This window comes from Pseudomonas sp. LSJ-87, assembly GCF_032971465.1.
Classification (GTDB): domain Bacteria; phylum Pseudomonadota; class Gammaproteobacteria; order Pseudomonadales; family Pseudomonadaceae; genus Aquipseudomonas; species Aquipseudomonas putida_Z.
This window is the reverse complement of the sequence record NZ_JAWJYQ010000030.1, coordinates 45,248-68,588: the sequence shown is the minus strand read 5'-3', so window position 1 is coordinate 68,588 and position 23,341 is coordinate 45,248. Positions and strand designations below refer to the sequence as shown.

Sequence of the window (23,341 nt, the reverse complement as noted above, 5' to 3'; positions counted from 1 at the left end):
GGCCTGATCAGTCAAACGGGGCGACCTTGGTCGCCCCGTTCGGGTTTTACGCTTGCTTACTCCTGCGGGGCCTCTTCGGCACCAGCAGCTTCTTCGTTGTCTGGCGCTTCAGCCTCGACGCCCTCTTCGTCCGTCTCGATCACATCATCGAGTTCGTCCTCGGAAGGCTCCTGGATGCGCTCCAGGCCCACCAGCGTCTCGTCGGCAGCCAGCTTGATCAAGGTCACGCCCTGAGTGTTACGGCCCAGGCTGGACACTTCGCCAACGCGGGTACGCACCAGCGTGCCCTGGTCGGAGATCAGCATGATCTCTTCGCCTTCCTGCACCTGGATGGCGCCGATCAGCAGGCCGTTGCGCCCCTTGGTACCCATGGCGATCACGCCCTGGCCACCACGGCCGCGACGCGGGAACTTGGACAGCGGGGTGCGCTTGCCGAAGCCACGCTCGGAGGCGGTGAGGATCTGCGCGCCGGATTCCGGGATCAGCATGGAGATGATCTGCTGGCCCTTGCCCAGCTTCATGCCGCGCACGCCACGGGCGTTACGGCCCATCTCGCGCACCACGCTTTCAGCGAATCGGATCACCTTGCCGGCGTCGGAGAACATCATGACTTCCTTGGCACCGTCGGTGATGGCCGCGGCGATCAGGGTGTCACCTTCCTTCAGCTTCAGGGCGATCAGGCCGTTGGAGCGCGGACGGGCGAACTGCACCAGCGGGGTCTTCTTCACGGTACCCGAAGCAGTGGCCATGAAGATGTAGGCGCCGGTCGGCTCGGCTACCCACTCAGGGGTGTCGCCGTCTTCCTCGTCCACTTCCTCGGCCTCGACCACTTCGCCTTCGAGCACGGTGTCTTCCGCGTCCTCCAGCTCTTCGTCGGCGTCAGCGTTCTGCTGCAGGGCCTCGAGGTCGATCTGCAGCATGGCGGTGATGCGCTCACCTTCCTCCAGCGGCAACAGGTTGACCAGCGGGCGACCGCGGGCGGCGCGGGACGCTTCAGGGATGTCGTAGGTCTTCAGCCAGTACACCTTGCCCTTGCTGGAGAACAGCAGCAGGGTGGCATGGCTGTTGGCAACCAGCAGGTGCTCGACGTAGTCCTCGTCCTTCACCCCGGTAGCCGACTTGCCTTTGCCGCCACGGCGCTGGGCCTGGTAGGCGGACAGCGGCTGGGTCTTGGCGTAGCCGCCGTGGGAGATGGTCACCACGCGCTCTTCTTCCGGGATCATGTCGCCGTAGTTGAGGTCGTGGCGCGCATCGAGGATTTCGGTACGGCGGGCATCGCCATATTCGGCGCGGATGGCTTCCAGCTCTTCGCGGATCACTTCCATCAGGCGCTCGGCGCTGCTGAGGATGCGGATAAGTTCGCCGATCTGCTCGAGGATTTCCTGGTACTCGGCCAGCAGCTTCTCGTGCTCGAGGCCGGTCAGGCGGTGCAGGCGCAGGTCGAGAATGGCCTGGGCCTGTTCCGGCGACAGGTAGTACTTGCCTTCACGCAGGCCGTACTGCTCCGGCAGGTCCTCGGGGCGGCAGGAATCGGCGCCGGCGCGCTCGACCATGACCTGCACGGCACTGGATTCCCAGGCAGTGGAGACCAGGGCTTCCTTGGCTTCGGACGGGGTCGGCGAGGCCTTGATCAGGGCGATGACCGGGTCGATGTTGGACAGCGCGACCGCCTGGCCTTCGAGGATATGGCCGCGTTCGCGGGCCTTGCGCAGCTCGAACACGGTACGGCGGGTCACCACTTCACGGCGGTGACGCACGAACGCTTCGAGCAGGTCCTTGAGGTTGAGCAGGCGCGGACGGCCGTCGACCAGGGCCACCACGTTGATGCCGAATACGCTCTGCAGCTGGGTTTGCTGGTAGAGGTTGTTGAGCACCACCTCCGGCACCTCGCCGCGACGCAGCTCGATGACGATGCGCATGCCGTCCTTGTCGGATTCGTCGCGCAGCTCGGTGATGCCTTCGATCTTCTTCTCTTTGACCAGCTCGGCGATCTTCTCGATCAGGCGAGCCTTGTTCAGCTGGTACGGCAGCTCGGTAACCACGATCTGCTGACGGCCACCGACCTTGTCGATGTCTTCGATCTCGGAGCGGGCACGCATGTAGATGCGACCACGGCCGGTACGATAGGCCTCGATGATGCCCTGGCGGCCGTTGATCAGGCCGGCAGTCGGGAAGTCCGGGCCAGGGATGTGCTGCATCAGCTCATCGATGGTGACTTCGGGGTTGTCGATGAGTGCCAGGCAGCCATCGATGACCTCGCCGAGGTTGTGCGGCGGGATGTTGGTCGCCATGCCCACGGCAATACCGCTGGAACCGTTGACCAGCAGGTTGGGAATACGGGTCGGCATGACCGCCGGGATCTGCTCGGTGCCGTCGTAGTTGGGCACCCAGTCGACGGTCTCCTTGTGCAGGTCGGCCAGCAGCTCGTGGGCCAGCTTGGCCATGCGCACTTCGGTGTATCGCATGGCTGCGGCGTTGTCGCCGTCCACCGAACCGAAGTTGCCCTGGCCGTCGACCAGCAGGTAGCGCAGCGAGAACGGCTGGGCCATACGCACGATGGTGTCGTAGACCGCGGTGTCGCCGTGCGGGTGGTACTTACCGATCACGTCACCGACCACACGGGCGGATTTCTTGTACGGCTTGTTCCAGTCGTTGCCCAGTTCGCTCATCGCATAGAGAACGCGACGATGCACGGGCTTCAAGCCGTCACGCGCATCGGGCAGCGCTCGCCCGACAATCACGCTCATCGCGTAGTCGAGGTAAGACTGTCTCAGTTCGTCTTCGATATTGACCGGGAGGATTTCTTTGGCCAGTTCGCCCATGAGAAGCCTGATTCCTTTTTCTGGTGAAACTTCGCAGCTCCATCAAGGGCCGAACGAAGCTCGCCGCCGCAGCGCATAAGGGTGCGACGACTTACGACAAATCAATGAGTTGTGCCATGGATCTGCGCAATGAAGGCCGCCGTGGTGGGCGGTCTTGGAAACTGCCGGATGTTATCACAAAGGCAGGGGCGGTGGGGAGATGTGGCAGGTGGCCTCACACGAGGTTGAATCTGGATTTTTTGTAGCCTGTGCCGGCCTCTTCGCGGGTAAACCCGCTCCCACAGGTACACCACCGCCCTCAGGCCTTGTGCTATCCCTGTGGGAGCGGGTTTACCCGCGAAGAGGCCGGCACAGGCACTACGAATATCAGTGCAGGCGCTTGCGGCAGATCAATTGTGCCAGCTTGGCGGCATCCGGCCGCTCGACGATGCCGCGCTCGGTCACGATCACGTCGATCAGGTCGGCCGGGGTCACGTCGAACACCGGGTTGAACACCTCGACATCCGGCGCCACGCGGGTGCCGCCAATGTCCAGCAGCTCGTCGGCAGCGCGCTCTTCCAGCGGGATGTCCTCGCCCGTGGCCAGGTTCAGGTCGATGCTGGTGCTCGGCGCCACCACCATGAAACGTACGCCGTGGTGCATGGCACTGACCGCCAGCTGATAGGTGCCGATCTTGCTGGCCACGTCGCCGTTGGCGGCGATGCAGTCCGCGCCCACCACCACCCAGGTGATGCCCTTGCTCTTCATCAGGTGGGCCAGCGCCGAGTCGGCGCACAGGGTCACCGGGATGCCTTCGTTGGCCAGTTCCCAGGCAGTCAGGCGCGAGCCATGCAGCCAGGGGCGGGTCTCGCCGGCGTATACACGCTCGACCATGCCCTCCAGGTAACCGGCGCGGATCACCCCCAGCGCGGTGCCGAAACCACCACAGGCCAGGGCGCCGGCGTTGCCGTAGGTGAGCAGGGTCTGGGCGTTGCCCTGGTGGCGGCGGATCAGCTCGATACCGTGCTGGGCCATGGTCAGGTTGGCTTCGCGGTCGCTTTCGTGGATGGCCACCGCTTCGGCCTCCAGCGCCGCCAGCACGCCTTCGTCCGGACGCAGGCGCTGCAGGCGCTCACGCATGCGGTTCAGCGCCCAGAACAGGTTGGCGGCGGTAGGGCGCGCTTCAGCCAGGACAAGGAAGTCTTCTTCCAGGTCCATTTCCCAATCGCCACCCTCGGCCAGCCGCTCTTCCAGGGCCAGCACCAGGCCATAGGCCGCGGCAATGCCGATGGCCGAGGCGCCGCGCACGGCCATGTCGCGGATCGCCGCCGCCACCTGCGCGACATTGTCGCAGGCCAGCCAGCGCTCTTCCGACGGCAGCAGGCGTTGGTCGAGCAGGTGCAAGACGCCGCCCTGCCAGCGGATCCCGGTCACCTTCTCCGCCGCCAAAAGTCGCTCGCGCATCGCCTCTCCCCGTCGTTCGGATATCAAAAGCCGGCGATTATAGCGACCCTCGGGGCCGAGCGCTCGGGTATACTCCGGCGCAATTTTGCGAAGTTTCAGAGGACTGTTCTAATGAGCAACGTCGACCGCGCCGAAATCGCCAAGTTCGAAGCGCTGGCCCACCGCTGGTGGGACCGCGAAAGCGAGTTCAAGCCGCTGCACGAAATCAACCCGCTGCGCGTCAACTGGATCGACGAGCGCGCCAGCCTCGCCGGCAAGAAAGTGCTGGACGTGGGTTGCGGCGGCGGCATCCTCAGTGAGGCGATGGCCCTGCGCGGCGCCACGGTCACCGGCATCGACATGGGCGAAGCGCCACTGGCCGTGGCCCAGCTGCACCAGCTGGAGTCGGGCGTGCAGGTGGAATACCGGCAGATCACCGCCGAAGCCCTGGCCGAGGAAATGCCTGAACAGTTCGACGTGGTCACCTGCCTGGAAATGCTCGAGCACGTGCCCGACCCGTCTTCGGTCATCCGCGCCTGCTACCGCATGGTCAAGCCTGGCGGCCAGGTGTTCTTCTCCACCATCAACCGCAACCCCAAGGCCTACCTGCTGGCCATCGTCGGCGCCGAGTACATCCTGAAGATGCTGCCGCGCGGCACCCACGACTTCAAGAAGTTCATCCGCCCGTCCGAGCTGGGCGCCTGGAGCCGCGTTGCCGGCCTGCAGGTGAAGGACATCATCGGCCTGACCTACAACCCGCTGACCAAGCACTACAAGCTCAGCAGCGACGTCGACGTCAACTACATGATCCAGACCCTGCGCGAGGAATAAGCATGCGTTTGCAAGCAGTACTCTTCGACATGGACGGCACCTTGCTCGACACGGCGCCGGACTTCATCGCCATCTGCCAGGCCATGCTCGCCGAGCGCGGCCTGCCGGCCGTCGATGACAAGCTGATCCGCGACGTGATCTCCGGCGGCGCCCGGGCGATGGTCGCCGCGACCTTCGCCATCAGCCCGGAGGCCGAAGGCTTCGAGGCCCTGCGCCTGGAGTTCCTCGAGCGCTACCAGCGCGACTGCGCGGTGCACAGCAAGCTGTTCGACGGCATGGCCGAGCTGCTGGCCGACATCGAGAAAGGCAACCTGCTGTGGGGCGTGGTCACCAACAAGCCGGTGCGCTTCGCCGAGCCGATCATGCAGCAACTGGGCCTGGCCGAGCGTTCGGCGCTGCTGATCTGCCCGGACCATGTCAAGAACAGCAAGCCCGACCCCGAGCCGCTGATCCTCGCCTGCAAGACCCTCGGCCTGGACCCGGCCAGCGTGCTGTTCGTCGGCGACGACCTGCGCGACATCGAGTCTGGCCGCGACGCCGGCACCCGCACGGCGGCGGTGCGCTACGGCTATATTCATCCAGAGGACAACCCCAACAACTGGGGCGCCGATGTGGTGGTGGACCACCCGCTGGAACTGCGCAAAGTGATCGACAGCGCGCTGTGCGGCTGCTGAACCCCCTCTAGACCGCAGCACAGCCCCTGTGGGAGCGGGTTCACCCGCGAATGCGCCAGCCCAGGCGACACCGGCGTCTGATAGTACGCATTCGCGGGTAAACCCGCTCCCACAGGGGACGGTGCCGCGCCAACGAACTCGAAGGACCTACCATGTTCGACTACACCGCCCGCCCCGACCTGCTGCAAGGCCGGGTCATCCTGGTTACCGGTGCCGGCCGCGGCATCGGCGCCGCTGCCGCCAAGGCCTACGCTGCGCTGGGCGCCACTGTGCTGCTGCTGGGCAAGACCGAGGCCAACCTGAACGAGGTCTACGACCAGATCGAAGCCGCCGGGCACCCGCAACCGGTGGTGATCCCGTTCAACCTGGAAACCGCCCTGCCCCACCAGTACGACGAACTGGCGGTGATGATCGAAGACCAGTTCGGTCGCCTCGACGGCCTGCTGAACAACGCTTCGATCATCGGCCCGCGCACGCCGCTGGAGCAGCTGTCGGGTGACAACTTCATGCGCGTGATGCACATCAACGTCGATGCCACCTTCATGCTCACCAGCACCCTGCTGCCACTGCTGAAGCTGTCGGAAGACGCTTCGGTGGTGTTCACCAGCAGCAGCGTCGGGCGCAAGGGCCGGGCCTACTGGGGCGCCTATGGCGTGTCCAAGTTCGCCACCGAGGGCCTGATGCAAACCCTGGCCGATGAACTGGAAGGGGTGGCACCGGTGCGCTCCAACAGCATCAACCCGGGTGCCACGCGCACGGCGATGCGGGCGCAGGCCTACCCTAGCGAAAACCCGCAGAACAACCCGCTGCCGGAAGAGATCATGCCGGTGTACCTGTACCTGATGGGGCCCGACAGCAAAGGGGTGAATGGGCAGGCATTCAACGCCCAGTAAGGCTTTTGCCTGTACCGGCCCTTTCGCGGGTGAACCCGCTCCCACAGGGTTATTCACCGCCCATGAGGGCAGCGCAGTACTTGTGGGAGCGGGTTTACCCGCGAAGAGGCCGGGACTGGAGAGCGATCAGCCCGCTGCCAACACCGGGCGCATGCGCCCCTGCTGGCGCCCTTCCAGCTGCATGCACCGCTCCAGGAACAGGTACATGCAGTCATAACTCTTGCAAATCGCCTTGCGCAGTTCATTGCGCAGCCCCAGGGTCGGGTTCTCGCCGGCCAGGGTGCAGATGATCTCCAGCGCCTCCCACGGGTGCGCGTCGTCATACTGGGCATGCATCTTCAGCCACTTCATCGCCCGCTTGCGCTGATCCTCCGGGAAGCCCAGCGCATAGGTGTCGGTGGAGCACACCACCGCCGACCATTCACCGGTCGCACCTTCGATGGCGTAGTTGGTCGCCGCCATGGAAATGGCCAGGTTCTCGGTGGCGCACACGCGCCAGCACCAGTCATTCAGGCCGTTCAGCTCTGGCGGCACATCCTGGGCCTGCAGCTCGTGCAGGTGCACGCCATGCGCCTGGCACCAGTTCACCCAGTAGTCGGCGTGGTTGAGCTCGACACGGATGTTGCGCATCAGCCAGCGCCGCGCCATGTCTTCGCCCTGATGACGGCCATAGCGGGTCTTGGTCAGGTTGTGAGCCATGTACAGCGAAAACTGCTCCACCACCGGCCAGCCACCGATCAGGTACTGGCGAATGGTCGATTGCTTCAGCTGGCCGTCGCGCAGGCGCGCGTAGAACTCATGCTCGACTACCCGGCGCTTGCTCTCGCGGCAGTCTTCAATCATTTGCTGGGCCCATTGGGGGTAGCTGGCGGGATCCATCAAAGGCCCGATACGAACGAATGCGTCAATCACTTTCAGCTCCTTGATCCTTGTGATTTCTAGCTAGCGAAACGTGCCAGGTGCCCGCTGCAACAGAGGCCGGGCGGCGATCCGTTGGCGCTGCAGACTGTCACAGGTGAACACCTGGGGGCGTTCGATGAGGTAGCCCTGGGCGTAATCCACGCCAATTTCCTGCAAGGCCTGCTCGATCAAGGGTGTTTCGACGAATTCGGCAATGGTGCGCTTGCCCATTACATGACCGATGTGGTTGATGACCTCGACCATGGCCCGGTTGACCGGGTCGTCGAGCATGTCCTTGACGAAACTTCCGTCGATCTTCAGGTAATCCACGGGCAAATGCTTGAGATAGGCGAACGACGACATGCCGGCGCAGAAATCATCGAGCGAGAAGCGACAACCCAGCCCCTTCAATTCGTTGATGAAGCGGATGGCGCTGCCAAGGTTGGCTATGGCGCTGGTTTCGGTGATTTCGAAACAGATCATCCGCGGCGGAATGGCGTATTCGACGAACAGGCGTTGCAGGTATTCGAGGAACTTGTCATCGCCAATGCTCGACCCCGACAGGTTGATCGCACAGATCGACAGCGGCCCCTCGCGCCCTTCGTCCAGGCACTGGCGGATGACCAGGAACACATTGCGCACCACCCAGCGGTCCAGCGCGGTCATCAGGCCGTAGCGCTCGGCCGCCGGGATGAAGCTGCTGGGCAGGATGGTACGCCCGCTTTCGTCGTGCAGGCGTAGCAGGATCTCGATATGGCCGGGGCCTTCGAAGGTTTTCAGCGGGGCGATTTCCTGGGCGTACAGGCAGAAGCGGTTTTCTTCCAGGGCCACGTGCAAGCGCTGGATCCAGGCCATTTCGCCAAAGCGCATGGACAGCTCGCTGTCGTCGGCATGGTACACCTGCACGCGGTTACGGCCTTTTTCCTTGGCCATGTAGCAGGCCATGTCGGCGGCACGCAGCGAGGTTTCGAGGGTGCCGGGGGACTGGGCCATGTGCACCAGGCCGACACTGACGGTGGTGACGAACGGCCGCCCTTTCCAAACGAAATGCAGGCTCTGCACCAGCTGGCGCAGCTGCTCGGCAATGCGCTCGGCCTGGTCGGGCGGGCAGTTTTCCAGCAGCACGCCGAATTCGTCACCCCCCAGCCGGGCCAGGGTGTCGCCTTCGCGCAGGCCGGACTGCAGCACGGCACAGATGTGCCGCAGCAGCTCGTCGCCAGCAGCATGCCCGCAGGTATCGTTGACCAGCTTGAACTGGTCGAGGTCGAGGAACATCAGCGAATGCCGCCCGGCCTGGCGCGCCAGGTCATTGAGCGCCTGCTCCAGGCGGTATTCGAACTCGCGGCGGTTGGCCAGGCCGGTCAGGGCGTCGTGGGTCGCCTGCCAGGACAGGTTGGCGATGTACTGGCGCTCCTGGGTCATGTCGTGCAGCACCAGCACGATGCCGCTGACCTGGCCGTCATTGACGATCGGCGAACCGACCAGGTTGACCGACACGGTGCTACCGTCCAGGCGCTGGATCAGCCGGGCATGTTCGGCGCCACCCTTGAGGCTGCCGCTGAGCACCTGTTCGACCAGGCTACGGCCGTCTTCCTCGGCCTGCTCGTCCACCAGGCTGAACAGCGCCGACAGCGGCAGGCCCTGGGCATGGCCGGCCTGCCAGTGGGTCAGTTGCTCGGCGGCGGGGTTCATGTAGCCGATACTGCCCTCCACGTCAGCGGTAATCACCGCATCACCAATGGCCTGCAGGGTGATCTGCGCCCGCTCCTTTTCTTCCTGCAGGGCGCTGGCAAAGGCCTGGCGCTGGGCCAACAGCTTGCTGGAGCGGCGCCAGGCAATGGCAATCAGGAACATCGCGGTCAGCAGGTTGGTGATCAGCAGCACCCGCAGCAACATGCGCGAGCCCTCGCCCAAGGCATCGCTGAACGCCTTGGCGGCCGGGGTTACCCCTTCGTTGATGGTGACGATGCGCGCCTTCCAGTCGCTGACCGTGCGGGCGTCGACCGGGCCAGCGGCGAAGCTGCTGCGCATTTCCATGGCCAGCATATCCAGCTTGCCCAGGTAGTCGTCGCCGATGTCCCAGTAGTCGATGGCCGTCTGCATGTAGCTGACGTTGCGAAAGTTGCGGTAGAACCAGATGATCCGCTCGACATCGTCGGGGTGGTTGCCGCCTTGCAGCACGGCCTGGCGCGCGGCGTTCAGGTCGGGGCTGGGCTGGTCCAGCACTTCGCGCAGCTGGTGGTCGCCCTGGGGCACGGTGATGGCCTGGCGATAGCGATGGTAGGTGCTGTCGTCGCGGGTTTCGGCGTACAGGTTGAGGTAGTAGATGGCGTCTTTCTGCGCCTTGGACCAAAGGCTTTCGCCCGCGACATAGGCACGCACGGCCGAGAGCGTATAAAGGCTGAGGCTGCCCAAGGCTACCTGGAAGACCACAACGGCGATGAAGGGCCAGGTGATGCCGAGCAACTTTGGCGCTTCTAGAGTGCGATGTCCCTTCATGGAGTCCCTGTCACAGAGCAGATAAGGCGCAAATCAACCCAGACAAGCACAGCGTAGGCCATTTGCCATCCCGGCGGTTGGGTTTTTTATGACAGGGAACCTGGGGATTTTCGCACGGCCTTCCCGGCCCTATCGCCGGCAAGCCAGCTCCCACAGGTACCCCACAATGCTCAGGCCTGTGGTAATCCTGTGGGAGCTGGCTTGCCGGCGATAGGGCCCGCACAGGCTGCCACAAATTCAGCTCTGCTGCAGGTGCCCATACAACTTGGCATACAACCCACCCTCGGCAATCAGCTGCTGATGGTCGCCATCCTCGGCCACGTGCCCGCCGTCGAACACCAGCACCCGGTCGGCCTGTTTCACCGCCGACAGGCGGTGGGCGATGATCAGTGTGGTGCGGCCGCTGAGGAAGCGCGCCAGGGCCTGGTGCAGGTTGTATTCGGTGGCGGCATCCAGGGCCGAGGTGGCTTCGTCGAGGATCACCACCTTGGGTTCGGCCAGCACCATGCGGGCAATGGCCAGGCGCTGGCGCTGGCCACCGGACAAGCGCACGCCGGAGCGCCCCACCACACTGTCAAGGCCCTGCGGCAACGCGGCGATGGTGGCATCCAGCTGGGCAATGCGCAGCGCCTGCCAGCAGGCCTCGTCACTGCAGTCACGGCCCATGGTCAGGTTGGCGCGCACGGTGTCGTTGAACAACGACGGGTGCTGCAATACCACCGCGACGTTTTCACGCAGGGTTTCCAGGCCGATTTCCTGCAGGCTGGCACCGCCAAAGCGGATGGTGCCGGCCTGGGCGCTGTAGAGGCCCAGCAACAGCTGCACCAAGGTGCTCTTGCCACCACCGCTGGCGCCGACGATCGCCACCTTCTCGCCCGGGGCGATGGACAGGTCGAGGTGCTCGAGCACCGGCTCGTCGGCATAGGCAAAGCGCAGGTCGCGCACTTCGATGCCCACCGTCTCGCGGCCGGCGAACGGGTCGCTGGCAGCCGGGTACTGCGGCTCGTCGTCACGTGCCAGCAGCTCGTTGAGGCGGCTCAGCGCACCACCGGCGGCGTAGTAGGCGTATTGCAGGTTGAGCAGCTGCTCCACCGGGCCGATCATGAACCACAGGTAGCTGAACACCGCCAGCATCTGGCCGATCGACAGGTCGGAGAACAGCACGGTGAGCATGGCCGCGGCGCGGAAGATATCGATGCCGAACTGGAACAGCAGGCCACTGGCGCGGCCGCTGGCATCGCTCTTCCACTGCGAATCCACGGCGTAGTCCCGCACTTCGCGGGCGCGCAGGCCAAGGCGACCGAGGAAGTAGCCCTGACGGTTGCCGGCGCGGATTTCCTGAATGGCGTCGAGGGTTTCCGCCAGCGCCTGGGTAAACCGTGCGGTGCTGTCGTTCTCGAGCTTTTTCAGGTGCTTGACGCGCTTGCCCAGCTGCACGGTGAAGTAGATCACCAGCGGGTTGAACAGCAAGATCAGCAAGGCCAGCTGCCAGTGCATCCAGATCAGGATGGCCGCCGTGCCGGTCAGGGTCAGCATGGCCACCAGGAAGCGGCTAAGGGTTTCGCCGACGAACTTGTCGAGGGTGTCCAGGTCGGTGACCAGGTGGGTGGTCACCGTGCCGCTGCCCAGGCTTTCGTATTCCTTCAGCGAGATGCGCTTGAGCCGCTCGATCAGCCGAATGCGCAGGCGGTAGACGATGTCCTTGGCCAGGCCGGCGAACAGCTTGGCCTGGATCACGTTGAACGCCAGGGCGGCCAGGCGCAGGCACAGGGTCAGCAGCAGCATCAGGCCGATGTAGCCCGCGGCCACCTGCCAACTGGACGGCAGCAGGTGGTTCATCCACTTCAGCGCGGCATCGCCATGGCCCAGCAGCACTTCGTCCACCAGCAGCGGCAGCAGCAGCGGGATAGGCACGCTGCAACAGGCAGCCAATACGGCGATGAGGTTGGCGGACCAGAGGTTTTTCTTGTGATGCAGGGCCAGGCGGCGGATTTCCGCCCAGCTCAATCGATCGGCCACAGTGTGAGGTTTGCCCGGTACCGGGTCGGGTGACCCAGGCACATCAAGCACAGGCGGCCTGCTGCAGCCAGCGGCCGAGCAAGGGTTGCAGGCGATCCAGCGGCTGGTAGCCGTTGGTCAGCAGGGCCAGTTGGCCATTGCGTTCGGCAAGCAAGGTCGGGAAACCGGCGATGCCCAGGTCCTGGGCCCAGCTGAAATCGGCTGCAGTGGCGGCGCGGGTATCGGCACGGGCGAAGGCCTCGGCGAACACGGCACGGTCGAAGCCTGCCTGTTCGGCCAGGTCGACCAGATGCGGTGCAACGGTAACGTCCACGCCTTGCTCGTAGAACGAGCGCTGGATCAGCGCCAGCAGCGGCCAGACGCGCTCGGCGTCCAGTTCGCGGGCGGTGACCAGGGCACGGCAGGCCGGCTCGGTGTCGTAGACGAAGCCGTCGGGCATGGCCCCCTCGAAGCGGAACGGTTGGCCGGTGGCATCGGCCACCGCCTGCCAGTGTTCGAGGATGTACTTGCGGGTAGAGCTGTCCAGGGCACTGCCGCCGGTACGCAGCCCGCCCGGCACCAGGCGGGTGGGCACGCCTGCGTCACGCGCCTGGGCGATCAGGGCCGCGGCCACGGGTGCGAAACCCCAGCACCAGGAGCACATCGGGTCCATCACATAGATCAGGCGTGCAGACATGCATCAAGCCTCGGCTTTGTAGTTGTAACCGATCGGGTGCGGCAGGTTGCGCGCCTTGGCCAGCTCGATCTGCTTCTGCCGGTCGATGGCGCTGCGCCGGGTCTTCTCGCTCAGGGTGTCCCAGCAATGCGGGCAGCTGACCCCTGGCGAATAGTGTTCGGACGCGCGCTCCTCTGCATTGATCGGGTGGCGGCAGGCGTGGCACTGGTCGTACTCGCCTTCGCTCAGGTCATGGCGCACCGTGACGCGGTTGTCGAAGACGAAGCAGTCGCCGTCCCACAGGCTTTCTTCCTGAGGCACTTCCTCGAAGTATTTCAGGATGCCGCCCTTAAGATGATAGACCGCCTCGAAGCCTTCACCGAGCATGTAGCTGGAGGCTTTTTCGCAACGGATACCACCGGTGCAGAACATGGCAACCTTCTTGTGCTTGCTGGGGTCGAAGTTGGCCTTGATGTAGTCGGGGAACTCGCGGAAGGTTTCGGTCTTCGGGTCGATGGCGCCCTTGAAGGTACCGATGGCCACTTCGTAGTCGTTGCGGGTGTCGATCAGCAGCACTTCCGGGTCGCTGATCAGCGCGTTCCAGTCCTTGGGCTCGACGTAGGTACCGACCGCCTGGTTCGGGTCCACGCCAGGTACGCCGAGGGTGACGATCTCTTTCTTGAGCTTGACCTTGGTGCGGTAGAACGGCTGTTCGTCGCAGTACGATTCCTTGTGGTCGACATCGGCCAGGCGCGGGTCGTTGCGCAGCCAGGCCAGCAGGCCGTCGATGCCTTCGCGGGTGGCCGACACGGTGCCGTTGATGCCCTCGTGGGCCAGCAGCAGGGTGCCCTTGACGTTGTTGTCGAGCATGGTCTTGAGCAGCGGCTCGCGCAGCTCGACGTAGTCTTCCAGGGTGACGAACTTGTACAGCGCCGCGACGACGATGGGTTGGGACATGAAGCAGGATCTCCAGTGGTTGCCCTCGTAAGGGGCGGACCGGGTTACACAAGAAACAGGGGGCCGCTGCGCGCCCCATCGCCGGCAAGCCAGCTCCCACAGGTATTGCGCCACACTCAAGAAGGGCGCTTTACCTGTGGGAGCCGGCTTGCCGGCGATGGGCTGCACAGCAGCCCCCTTTTGGGATGTTGCGGATTCTACCAGAACAACAGCAAGGTTTCAGTGCCCGCCGCCCGCGCACACCGGCGAGGCCGGTGCAACGCCGACCTTGGCCCACTCTTCGGCGGTGTAGGTGTGGATGGCCAGGGCATGGATCTCGCCCATCAGCTCACCCATGGTGGCGTACACCTTCTGGTGGCGCTTGACGCTGTTCAACCCGGCAAACTGCTCGCTGACGATCACTGCCTTGTAGTGGGTCTCCTGACCACGACTGTGCATGTGGCTTTCGTTGAGCACTTGCAGGTGTTGCGGCGCCAGGGCGGCCAGCTGCTGTTCGATACGCTGTTGCATGGTCATCGCGGCGTACTCACTTCTTCGCCGGGGCGGCGGCCTTGCCAGCGTTCGGGTCCAGCTCCTTGGTCATGTCGTCCAGCAGCTTGTTCACCACCGGTACCGCTGGCTCCAGGCTCTGCTGGGTCAGCTGGGCCGACTGCTGGGTGACCTTGGGCATTTCGCGCAGCACTTTCTTGCCCAGCGGCGATTCGTAGAACTTGACCAGGTCCTTGAGCTCCTGCTCGGTGAAGGTCTGGGTGTACAGGTCGACCATCTTCGGCTTCAGCTTGTTCCAGCCGATGGCGTTGTCCAGCGCGGCGTTGGCCTTGGCCTGGTAGCTTTCCAGCACCGCCTGCTTGGTGGTCGGGGCCTTGGTCTGGGCGAAACGCTGGGCGAACATCTGCTGGACCTGCATGTACACCGGGGTGCCCAGCTTGTCGGCGTTGGCCAGGGTCAGGAATTTCTCGGCAGCAGCGTTGTGGCTGGCGGTGGCAGCGAGTACCTGGCCGCTGGCGCAAGCCAGGGCAACGGCGGCACAAAGGACACGGAGACGGGTCATTGCATTTCCTTCAGAAGAGAGGGAGGCGGGTACCTCAGAGTAGAGCATTCTGCGCCGTGGTGGCGATGTGCTCAAGTGGCACGACGAGCGACGGAACCGCTCGGTCGAATCAGGGCCTAAACTGCGATTTCGAACTACACAGGAGTGAGTACAGAATGAGCCGTATCGAGACAGACAGCCTGGGCCCGGTCGAAGTTCCTGAGGACGCCTACTGGGGTGCGCAGACCCAGCGTTCGCTGATCAACTTCGCCATTGGCAAGGAACGCATGCCCATCGCGGTGCTGCACGCCCTGGCGCTGATCAAGAAGGCCGCGGCCCGCGTCAACGACCGTAACGGCGACTTGCCAGCCGACATCGCCCGGCTGATCGAGCAGGCCGCCGACGAAGTGCTGGGCGGCCAGCATGACGACCAGTTCCCGCTGGTGGTCTGGCAGACCGGCAGCGGCACCCAGAGCAACATGAACGTCAACGAAGTGATCGCCGGGCGTGCCAACGAACTGGCCGGCAAGGGCCGTGGCGGCAAGGCACCCGTACACCCCAACGACCACGTCAACCGCTCGCAGAGTTCCAACGACTGCTTCCCCACCGCCATGCACATCGCTGCGGCGCACGCGGTGCACGACAAGCTGCTGCCGGCCATCGCAGAGCTGTCCTCGGGGCTGGCCGAGCTGTCGGCACGCCACCACAAGCTGGTGAAGACCGGCCGCACGCACATGATGGACGCCACGCCGATCACCTTCGGCCAGGAGGTGTCGGCCTTCGTCGCCCAGCTCGACTATGCCCAGCGCGCCATCCGCGCCACCCTGCCGGCGGTGTGCGAACTGGCCCAGGGCGGCACTGCCGTGGGTACCGGGCTCAACGCCCCGCATGGTTTTGCCGAAGCCATCGCCGCCGAGCTGGCGGCGTTGTCCGGCCTGCCGTTCGTCACTGCACCGAACAAGTTCGCTGCCCTCGCCGGCCACGAGCCGCTGACCAGCCTGGCCGGCGCCCTGAAGACCCTGGCCGTGGCGCTGATGAAAATCGCCAACGACCTGCGCCTGCTGGGTTCCGGCCCCCGCGCCGGGCTGGCCGAGGTACGCCTGCCGGCCAACGAGCCGGGCAGCTCGATCATGCCAGGCAAGGTCAACCCGACCCAGTGCGAAGCGCTGTCGATGCTGGCCTGCCAGGTACTGGGCAACGACGCGGCGATCGGCTTTGCCGCCAGCCAGGGGCATTTGCAGCTGAACGTGTTCAAGCCGGTGATCATCCACAACCTGCTGCAGTCGATCGAATTGCTGGCTGACGGCTGCCGCAACTTCCAGCAGCACTGCGTGGCGGGCATCGAGCCGGATGCCGAGCAGATGGCGGCGCACCTGGAACGGGGGCTGATGCTGGTGACGGCACTGAACCCGCATATTGGCTATGACAAGGCGGCGGAAATTGCCAAGAAGGCCTATGGCGAAGGCAAGACCTTGCGCGAGGCGGCACTGGAGTTGAAGTACCTGACCAATGAGCAGTTCGACCAGTGGGTGAGGCCGGAGAACATGCTGGCTCCGGGGGGCAAGGGCTAACCAGGGCAGCAGGCCATTACGCGGTCATTGTGGGAGCGGCCTTGTGTCGCGAAAGGGCCGCAAAGCGGCCCCAGGATCTCTGCCTTGATGCAGAAATTGCTGGGGCTGCCTTGCAGCCCTTTCGCGACACAAGGCCGCTCCCACAAGAGCGCGCAGGCCTGTCAGACCTGGGCCAACCGCGCCCTGCGGGCGCGCCACCCGGCCACCAGCGAAGGCCCCAGCGCCACCAACGCAGAGCCCAGCACCACGGTCACCGCCCCCACATAGCCCAGGGCATTGATGTCCTCGGCGTGCACATATTCAGGCCACACCAACGCCGCCAACGCCACCGCGACAAAGGTCACCAGCGGGGTCAGCGCCAGCGTGGCACTCACCCGCGACGCCTCCCAGTGCGCCAGCGCCTCGGCGAACGCGCCATAGGCCACCAGGGTATTCAGGCAACAGGCCAGCAACAGCCAGCCTTGCACCGGGGTCAGCTGCAACGCCTCCAACGGTTGGACCCAGGGCGTCAGCAGCGCGGCGCAGCTGAGGTAGATCACCATCATTACCTGCTGCGAATGCCACACAGTCAGCAACTGCTTCTGGCTAAGCGCATAGAACACCCAGATGCTGGTGGCCAGCAGGATGGTCAGCACGCCAGTGGTATAGGTGCCGAGCGAGGTCAGCAGCTCTTCCAAACGCTGGTTGAAAAACAGCCCGAACCCCGCCAGCAGGATCAGCAGGCCCACGCCCTGCCCCAGGCTGAAACGCTCGCGGAACACGAACACGCTGGCCACCAGCAACAGAACGGGGCCAATCTGCACGACCAGTTGCGCGGTGCCCGGGCTGAGCAGGTTGAGGCCGATCAGGTACAGCACGTAGTTGCCCATCAGGCAAAGCACGGCCACTACCACAAGGCCTTTGCCCTTGGGCGCCAGTTTGCGCAAGGAGGGCAACCTGCGCTTGGCGGCCAGCCAGGCAAACAGCAGGCCACCGGAAACCAGCAGGCGGTACCAGGTGACGGTGACCGGGTCTACCACTTGCAGCACCTGCTTGAGCTTGATCGGCAGGATGCCCCAGAGCAATGCAGTCAGAAGTGCCAGGAACAGGCCATAGCCCCAGCGGCCGGTAATGGTGTGCATAAAATCCTCGATCAAGCCCGTGGTGGGGGTAGTTGAATTCTACGGGCTTGGAGGGCGGGGACGGTGGCAAGTGCCGGGAAAAGAATTCATCAGGTCATTCTTCTGCGGCATGGCTTGGCAGATATGCTGCCTGTTCTGGCCTCTTCGCGGGTAAACCCGCTCCCACAGGGATCACACAAGATTCAGCCCTGTGGTATTCCTGTGGGAGCGGGTTCACCCGCGAAGAGGCCGGCACAGGCAAACAGGAACTTCGATTATTTCTTGTCCCTGGCAAACGCCGCCTCAAGCGCCTGGTTGATGGTGCGCAACACCTTCACCCGCGCCCAGCGCTTGTCGTTGGCCTCCACCAGCGTCCAGGGTGCAATCTCGGTGCTGGTGCGGTCGACCATGTCACCCACCGCCTGGACATAGTCGTCCCACTTGTCGCGGTTGCGCCAGTCGTCCTCGGTGATCTTGTAGCGCTTGAACGGGATCTGCTCGCGCTCTTCGAAGCGCTCCAGCTGGGTCTGCTGGTCGATCGCCAGCCAGAACTTGACCACCACCGTGCCGGCATTCACCAGCTGTTCCTCGAAATCGTTGATCTCGCTGTAGGCACGCATCCAGTCGGCCGGGCTGCAGAAGCCTTCCACCCGCTCCACCAGCACCCGGCCATACCAGGAACGGTCGAAGATGGTGAACTTGCCACGCGCCGGAATGTGCCGCCAGAACCGCCACAGGTATGGCTGCGCGCGTTCTTCTTCAGTGGGCGCGGCAATCGGCACGATGCGGTACTGGCGCGGGTCCAGCGCGGCGGCCACGCGGCGGATGGCACCGCCCTTGCCGGCAGCGTCGTTGCCTTCGAACACCGCCACCAAGGCATGCCGGCGCATGTGCTTGTGGCGCAGCAGGCCGGCCAGGCGGGCCTGCTCGGTGACCAGTTGCTCCTGGTAGTCGGACTTGTCCAGGCGCAGGGTCATGTCCAGCGCGCCAAGCAGGCTGCGCTGGTCGATACTGCGGCCCAGCGGAGCAACGTTGCCCCGGTGCTTGCCTTTGGGGTTGTTGTCCAGTGCCGCCTGCAGGCTTTCCAGCAGGATGCGACCTACCGCCAGGCTGCGGTAGTTCGGGTCGACGCCCTCGATGACATGCCACGGCGCATAGTCACGGCTGGTGCGGCGCAGCACGCGCTCACCAAAGCGCACGAAACGGTCGTAGGTCTCCGACTGCTGCCAGTCCAGCGGGCTGATCTTCCAGCTGTGCAGCGGGTCGTCCTTGAGCGATTTCAGCCGCGCCTTCATCTGTTTCTTGGACAGGTGGAACCAGAACTTGATGATCAGCGCACCTTCGTCGCACAGCATCTCCTCCAGCCGCTCGGCGCCGGTGATGGCCTGGTCGAGCACGGCGTCCTTGAACACCCCGTGCACCCGCCCCTGCAGCATCTGGCTGTACCAGTTGCCGAAGAACACGCCCATCCGCCCCTTCGGTGGCAGGGCCCGCCAGTAGCGCCAGGCCGGCGGGCGCGCCAGCTCTTCGTCGGTCTGCTGGTCGAAGGTGAGCACATCGATCATGCGCGGGTCCATCCACTCGTTGAGCAGTTTGACCGTCTCGCCCTTGCCGGCGCCTTCGATACCGTTGATCAGCACGATTACCGGGAAACGCGCCTGCTGCTTGAGTTCGTACTGGGCTTCGAGCAGGGCCTCGCGCAAAGCGGGTACCTCGGCGTCGTAAGCCTCCTTGTCGATGCTGTGGCCAATTTCGGCGGATTCGAACATGCACTGGCTCCTTCAATGGATAAGCAAGACTAGCGGATTTATGTATCGCCTGTATGGGCCCTATCGCCGGCAAGCCAGCTCCCACAGGGTCACCACAGGCCCAAACCTTGTGGGGTACCTGTGGGAGCTGGCTTGCCGGCGATAGGGCCGGTACAGCCAGCGCAAAATCATCAGATGGCATAAAATCCGCCCATCCGCTGCAACCGAGCCAACCATGTCCACCCTCCTCCAGCACGCCCAGATCGACTGGGACGACCAGGGCCGCCCCCATTCGCGGCAATACGACGACGTCTATTTCGCAGTCAACGAAGGCATCGAAGAAACCAAGCACGTGTTTCTTGGGCAAACCCGCCTGGCCGAGCGCTTTGCCAACCTCGCCCCGCACGCCTGCCTGGTGATCGGCGAAACCGGGTTCGGCACCGGCATGAACTTCTACTGCGCCTGGCAACTGTTCGAGCAGCACGCCCATGCCGAGGCCCGCCTGCATTTCGTCAGCGTCGAAAAGTACCCCCTCGATCGCGACGACATGGCCCGCGCCATATGCCTGTGGCCTGAACTTGCCGCCTATGCCGAGCCCCTGCTGGAGCAGTACGTGGCAGTGCACCCTGGCTTCCAACAGTTCACCTTCGACAACGGCCGGGTCACCCTCACCCTGTTGATAGGCGACGTACTGGAACAGCTGCCGCAACTCGATGCGCAGATCGATGTGTGGTTCCTCGACGGCTTCGCCCCGGCCAAGAACCCCGACATGTGGACCCCGGAGCTGTTCGCGCAGCTGGCACGGCTGTCACACCCAGGCACGGTGCTAGGCACCTTCACCACCACCGGCTGGGTACGCCGCAGCCTGGTCGACGCCGGCTTCGCCATGAAGAAGGTGCCGGGCATCGGCAAGAAATGGGAAGTGATGAGCGGCGCCTATGTCGGCCCTGTGCCCAGCCCCGCCGCGCCATGGTACGCGCGCCCGGCTGCCGTGGCGGAGCCGCGTGAAGCGCTGGTGATAGGCGCCGGGCTCGCCGGCAGCACAACCGCCGCCAGCCTGGCCCGGCGTGGCTGGCAGGTTACCGTGCTGGAACGCCACGACACCCCGGCACGGGAAGCTTCGGGTAACCCGCAAGGGGTGCTGTACCTCAAGCTGTCCGCCCACGGCACGGCGCTGTCGCAGATGATCCTGGCCGGTTTCGGTTACACCCGGCGCCAGCTGCAGCGCCTGCAACGTGGCCGCGACTGGGATGCCTGCGGCGTGCTGCAACTGGCCTTCGACAGCAAGGAAGCCGAACGCCAGGGCAAGCTGGCTGGCGCCTTCGAACCTGGCCTGTTGCACTCGCTGGAGCGTGCAGAGGCCGAAGCCATCGCCGGCGTGGCCTTGCCGTCTGGTGGGCTGTTCTATCCCGAAGGTGGCTGGGTGCACCCGCCGGCGCTGTGCCAGCAGCAGTTGCAGCACCCGGGTATTCGCCTGCTGACGCACCAGGAGGTGCTCGAACTGCGCAAGGTCGACGGGCAGTGGCAAGCCTGGGCTGGCGAACGTTTGCTGGCCAGCGCGCCGGTGGTGGTCCTGGCCGGTGCCGCCGACGTACTGCGCTTCGAGCCATGCGCGCAGCTGCCGCTCAAGCGCATCCGCGGCCAGATTACCCGCCTGCCGGCCACGGCCAGCAGCCGCGCGCTGCGCACCGTGGTGTGTGCGGAAGGCTATGTAGCGCCGCCGCGCGGGGATGAACACACCTTGGGCGCGAGCTTCGACTTCCACAGCACAGACCTGGCACCGACGGTGGCCGAGCACCAGGGCAACCTGGCATTGCTGGACGAGATTTCGGTCGACCTGGCCCAGCGCCTGGGTACCGCCGAGCTGGACCCTGGGCAATTGCAGGGGCGTGCGGCGTTCCGTTGCACCAGCCCGGATTACCTGCCGATCGTCGGGCCGGTGGCGGATGCGCAGGCGTTCGCCCAGGCCTACGCAGTGCTGGGCCGGGATGCGCGGCAGGTGCCGGATGTAGCCTGCCCCTGGCTGGATGGGTTGTATGTGAACAGCGGGCATGGCTCGCGCGGATTGATCACGGCGCCGTTGAGCGGCGAACTGGTGGCGGCGTGGGTATGCGGGGAACCGCTGCCGTTGCCACGGGCGGTGGCGGAGGCGTGCCACCCGAACCGGTTTGCCTTGCGCAGGTTGATTCGCGGCAAGTGATCGGGCCGGGCTGCTGCGCAGCCCAATCGCCGGCAAGCCAGCTCCCACAGGGACCGCGCAAGTCCCCAGGCCTGTGGTGAACCTGTGGGAGCGGGCGAGCCCGCCAAGGGCTGAGCAGCAGCCCCATATAACAGATCGATCTAAAACTCTCACAAACCACATGGGTCAGTTCCTTAAGGTGCCCTAATCCGGGGCACCCCCTCCCCAACGGAAAAACCGGTAAGGACCTATGTGCGGATTAGCAGGAGAGTTGCGTTTCACCCCCATCGACCAAGCCCCTCGCCCAGCCGACCTGGCTGCGGTAGAGCGCATAACCCACCACCTGGCGCCCCGCGGCCCGGATGCCTGGGGCTTCCATAGCCAAGGCCCGATCGCCCTCGGCCACCGGCGCCTGAAAATCATGGACCTGTCCGACGGCTCTGCCCAGCCGATGGTCGACAACACCCTGGGCCTTTCGCTGGCCTTCAACGGCGCCATCTACAACTTCCCCGAACTGCGCCAGGAGCTGCAGGCCCTGGGCTACAGCTTCTGGTCCGACGGCGACACCGAGGTGCTGCTCAAGGGCTACCACGCCTGGGGCGCGGCCCTGCTGCCCAAGCTCAATGGCATGTTCGCCCTGGCCATCTGGGAGCGCGACAACCAGCGCCTGTTCATCGCCCGCGACCGCCTGGGCGTCAAACCCTTGTACCTGTCGCGCAACGGCGAGCGCCTGCGCTTCGCCTCGACCCTGCCGGCGCTGCTCAAGGGTGGTGACATCGACCCGATGCTCGACCCGGTGGCACTCAACCACTACCTGAATTTCCACGCCGTGGTGCCGGCGCCACGTACCCTGCTGGCCAACGTGCAAAAGCTGGAACCCGGTACCTGGATGCGCGTCGACCGCCATGGCGAAGTGGAACGCCAGACCTGGTGGCAACTGCACTACGGCGCCAACCCCGATGAACGTGAGCTGGACCTGGAAGGCTGGACCACCCGCGTACTCGACGCCACCCGCGACGCCGTGGCCATTCGCCAACGGGCAGCGGTGGACGTGGGTGTGCTGCTGTCCGGTGGGGTCGATTCCAGCCTGCTGGTCGGCCTGCTGCGCGAAGTGGGCGTGGACGACCTGTCGACCTTCTCCATCGGTTTCGAGGATGCCGGCGGCGAACGCGGCGACGAGTTCCAGTATTCCGACCTGATCGCCAAGCACTACGGCACCCGTCACCACCAGCTGCGCATCGCCGAGCACGAGATCATCGAGCAGTTGCCAGCCGCCTTCCGCGCCATGAGCGAGCCGATGGTCAGCCACGACTGCATCGCCTTTTACCTGCTGTCGCGGGAAGTGGCCCGGCACTGCAAGGGCGTGCAAAGCGGCCAGGGCGCCGACGAGCTGTTCGCCGGCTACCACTGGTACCCGCAGGTGGACGGCGCCGAGGATGCGTTTGCCGCCTACCGCGAGGCCTTCTTCGATCGCAGCCACGCCGAGTACCGCGACACCGTGCAGGCACCCTGGCTGCTGGAAACCGACGCGGCCGGCGACTTCGTCCGTGAACACTTCGCCCGCCCCGGTGCCCCCGATGCGGTTGACAAGGCGCTGCGCCTGGACAGCACGGTGATGCTGGTCGACGACCCGGTCAAACGGGTCGACAACATGACCATGGCCTGGGGCCTGGAGGCGCGCACGCCATTCCTCGACTACCGGCTGGTGGAGCTTTCGGCACGCATTCCGGCACGCTTCAAGCTGCCCGACGGCGGCAAGCAGGTGCTCAAGCAGGCGGCGCGGCGGGTGATCCCGCACGAGGTGATCGACCGCAAGAAGGGCTACTTCCCGGTGCCGGGCCTGAAGCACCTGGAAGGCGCCACCCTCGGCTGGGTACGTGAATTGCTGACCGACCCCAGCCAGGACCGCGGGCTGTTCAACCCGGCCATGCTCGACCGCCTGCTGAGCAACCCGCACGGCCAGCTGACACCGCTACGCGGCTCCAAACTGTGGCAGCTGGCGGCGCTGAACCTGTGGCTGAGCGAACAAGGAATCTGACCG

17 protein-coding genes are annotated in these 23,341 nt (G+C 64.9%); 6 read left to right on the top strand and 11 right to left on the bottom strand.

Annotated elements, in window-relative coordinates:
• Positions 1-56: 56 nt before the first annotated feature.
• Both gyrA and mtnA read right to left on the bottom strand, forming a co-directional pair.
• Complete coding sequence (gene gyrA, locus RYH74_RS18605) at positions 57-2,822, bottom strand: DNA gyrase subunit A (RefSeq protein ID WP_075044057.1); 2,766 nt, start codon at positions 2,820-2,822, stop codon at positions 57-59.
• Between the two features lie 366 nt (positions 2,823-3,188).
• Positions 3,189-4,265 (bottom strand): S-methyl-5-thioribose-1-phosphate isomerase, encoded by a 1,077-nt coding sequence (mtnA, locus tag RYH74_RS18600; RefSeq protein ID WP_025338099.1) that lies wholly within the window; start codon positions 4,263-4,265, stop codon positions 3,189-3,191.
• A 111-nt stretch (positions 4,266-4,376) separates the two neighbouring features.
• On the opposite strand from mtnA, the gene ubiG reads away from it, so the two are divergent.
• The 3 genes from ubiG to RYH74_RS18585 all read left to right on the top strand — a co-directional run bounded on the left by ubiG (position 4,377) and on the right by RYH74_RS18585 (position 6,642).
• On the top strand, positions 4,377-5,075 hold the full coding sequence (ubiG, locus tag RYH74_RS18595; protein WP_025338098.1) for a bifunctional 2-polyprenyl-6-hydroxyphenol methylase/3-demethylubiquinol 3-O-methyltransferase UbiG: 699 nt from the start codon (positions 4,377-4,379) through the stop codon (positions 5,073-5,075).
• Between the two features lie 2 nt (positions 5,076-5,077).
• Entirely contained in the window at positions 5,078-5,749 is a 672-nt protein-coding gene (mupP, locus tag RYH74_RS18590; protein WP_087501536.1) for an N-acetylmuramic acid 6-phosphate phosphatase MupP, read from the top strand.
• Between the two features lie 152 nt (positions 5,750-5,901).
• The gene (locus tag RYH74_RS18585) at positions 5,902-6,642 is read left to right on the top strand and encodes a YciK family oxidoreductase (protein WP_025338096.1); all 741 of its coding nucleotides are present in this window, start codon (positions 5,902-5,904) and stop codon (positions 6,640-6,642) included.
• Positions 6,643-6,768: 126 nt separating this feature from the next.
• On the opposite strand, the gene RYH74_RS18580 is transcribed toward RYH74_RS18585, so the two are convergent.
• From RYH74_RS18580 to RYH74_RS18550, 7 genes are all read right to left on the bottom strand, one after another.
• Positions 6,769-7,554, bottom strand: a complete 786-nt coding sequence (locus RYH74_RS18580; RefSeq protein WP_317409877.1) for a TenA family transcriptional regulator — start codon at positions 7,552-7,554, stop codon at positions 6,769-6,771.
• A gap of 30 nt (positions 7,555-7,584) precedes the next feature.
• Positions 7,585-10,041 (bottom strand): EAL domain-containing protein, encoded by a 2,457-nt coding sequence (locus RYH74_RS18575; RefSeq protein WP_317409876.1) that lies wholly within the window; start codon positions 10,039-10,041, stop codon positions 7,585-7,587.
• A 237-nt stretch (positions 10,042-10,278) separates the two neighbouring features.
• Positions 10,279-12,111 (bottom strand): ABC transporter ATP-binding protein, encoded by a 1,833-nt coding sequence (locus RYH74_RS18570; RefSeq protein ID WP_075044054.1) that lies wholly within the window; start codon positions 12,109-12,111, stop codon positions 10,279-10,281.
• Positions 12,104-12,736, bottom strand: coding sequence for a DsbA family protein (locus RYH74_RS18565; RefSeq protein ID WP_317409875.1), 633 nt, complete (start codon positions 12,734-12,736; stop codon positions 12,104-12,106). Before RYH74_RS18565 ends, RYH74_RS18570 begins: the two co-directional genes overlap by 8 nt.
• A gap of 3 nt (positions 12,737-12,739) precedes the next feature.
• Positions 12,740-13,672 carry a rhodanese-related sulfurtransferase gene (locus RYH74_RS18560; RefSeq protein WP_075044053.1) on the bottom strand — a complete coding sequence of 311 codons (933 nt, stop codon included), beginning with the start codon at positions 13,670-13,672 and terminating at the stop codon, positions 12,740-12,742.
• A gap of 219 nt (positions 13,673-13,891) precedes the next feature.
• Positions 13,892-14,188 carry a BolA family protein gene (locus tag RYH74_RS18555; protein WP_003252644.1) on the bottom strand — a complete coding sequence of 99 codons (297 nt, stop codon included), beginning with the start codon at positions 14,186-14,188 and terminating at the stop codon, positions 13,892-13,894.
• A gap of 10 nt (positions 14,189-14,198) precedes the next feature.
• Positions 14,199-14,723, bottom strand: coding sequence for a DUF2059 domain-containing protein (locus tag RYH74_RS18550; RefSeq protein ID WP_025338091.1), 525 nt, complete (start codon positions 14,721-14,723; stop codon positions 14,199-14,201).
• Positions 14,724-14,878: 155 nt separating this feature from the next.
• On the opposite strand from RYH74_RS18550, the gene RYH74_RS18545 reads away from it, so the two are divergent.
• Positions 14,879-16,273, top strand: coding sequence for a class II fumarate hydratase (locus tag RYH74_RS18545; RefSeq protein ID WP_025338090.1), 1,395 nt, complete (start codon positions 14,879-14,881; stop codon positions 16,271-16,273).
• 161 nt (positions 16,274-16,434) lie between these two features.
• On the opposite strand, the gene RYH74_RS18540 is transcribed toward RYH74_RS18545, so the two are convergent.
• Together RYH74_RS18540 and pap are read right to left on the bottom strand one after the other, a co-directional pair.
• Entirely contained in the window at positions 16,435-17,394 is a 960-nt protein-coding gene (locus tag RYH74_RS18540; protein ID WP_317409874.1) for a DMT family transporter, read from the bottom strand.
• Between the two features lie 254 nt (positions 17,395-17,648).
• On the bottom strand, positions 17,649-19,142 hold the full coding sequence (pap, locus tag RYH74_RS18535; RefSeq protein WP_025338088.1) for a polyphosphate:AMP phosphotransferase: 1,494 nt from the start codon (positions 19,140-19,142) through the stop codon (positions 17,649-17,651).
• A 214-nt stretch (positions 19,143-19,356) separates the two neighbouring features.
• Between pap and mnmC the strand changes: the two genes are divergently transcribed.
• Both mnmC and RYH74_RS18525 read left to right on the top strand, forming a co-directional pair.
• Positions 19,357-21,321, top strand: a complete 1,965-nt coding sequence (gene mnmC, locus RYH74_RS18530; RefSeq protein ID WP_317409873.1) for a bifunctional tRNA (5-methylaminomethyl-2-thiouridine)(34)-methyltransferase MnmD/FAD-dependent 5-carboxymethylaminomethyl-2-thiouridine(34) oxidoreductase MnmC — start codon at positions 19,357-19,359, stop codon at positions 21,319-21,321.
• A 229-nt stretch (positions 21,322-21,550) separates the two neighbouring features.
• A complete protein-coding gene (locus RYH74_RS18525) occupies positions 21,551-23,338 on the top strand; it encodes an N-acetylglutaminylglutamine amidotransferase (RefSeq protein WP_317409872.1) in 1,788 nt (595 codons plus the stop codon).
• The last annotated feature ends 3 nt before the right edge of the window (positions 23,339-23,341 follow it).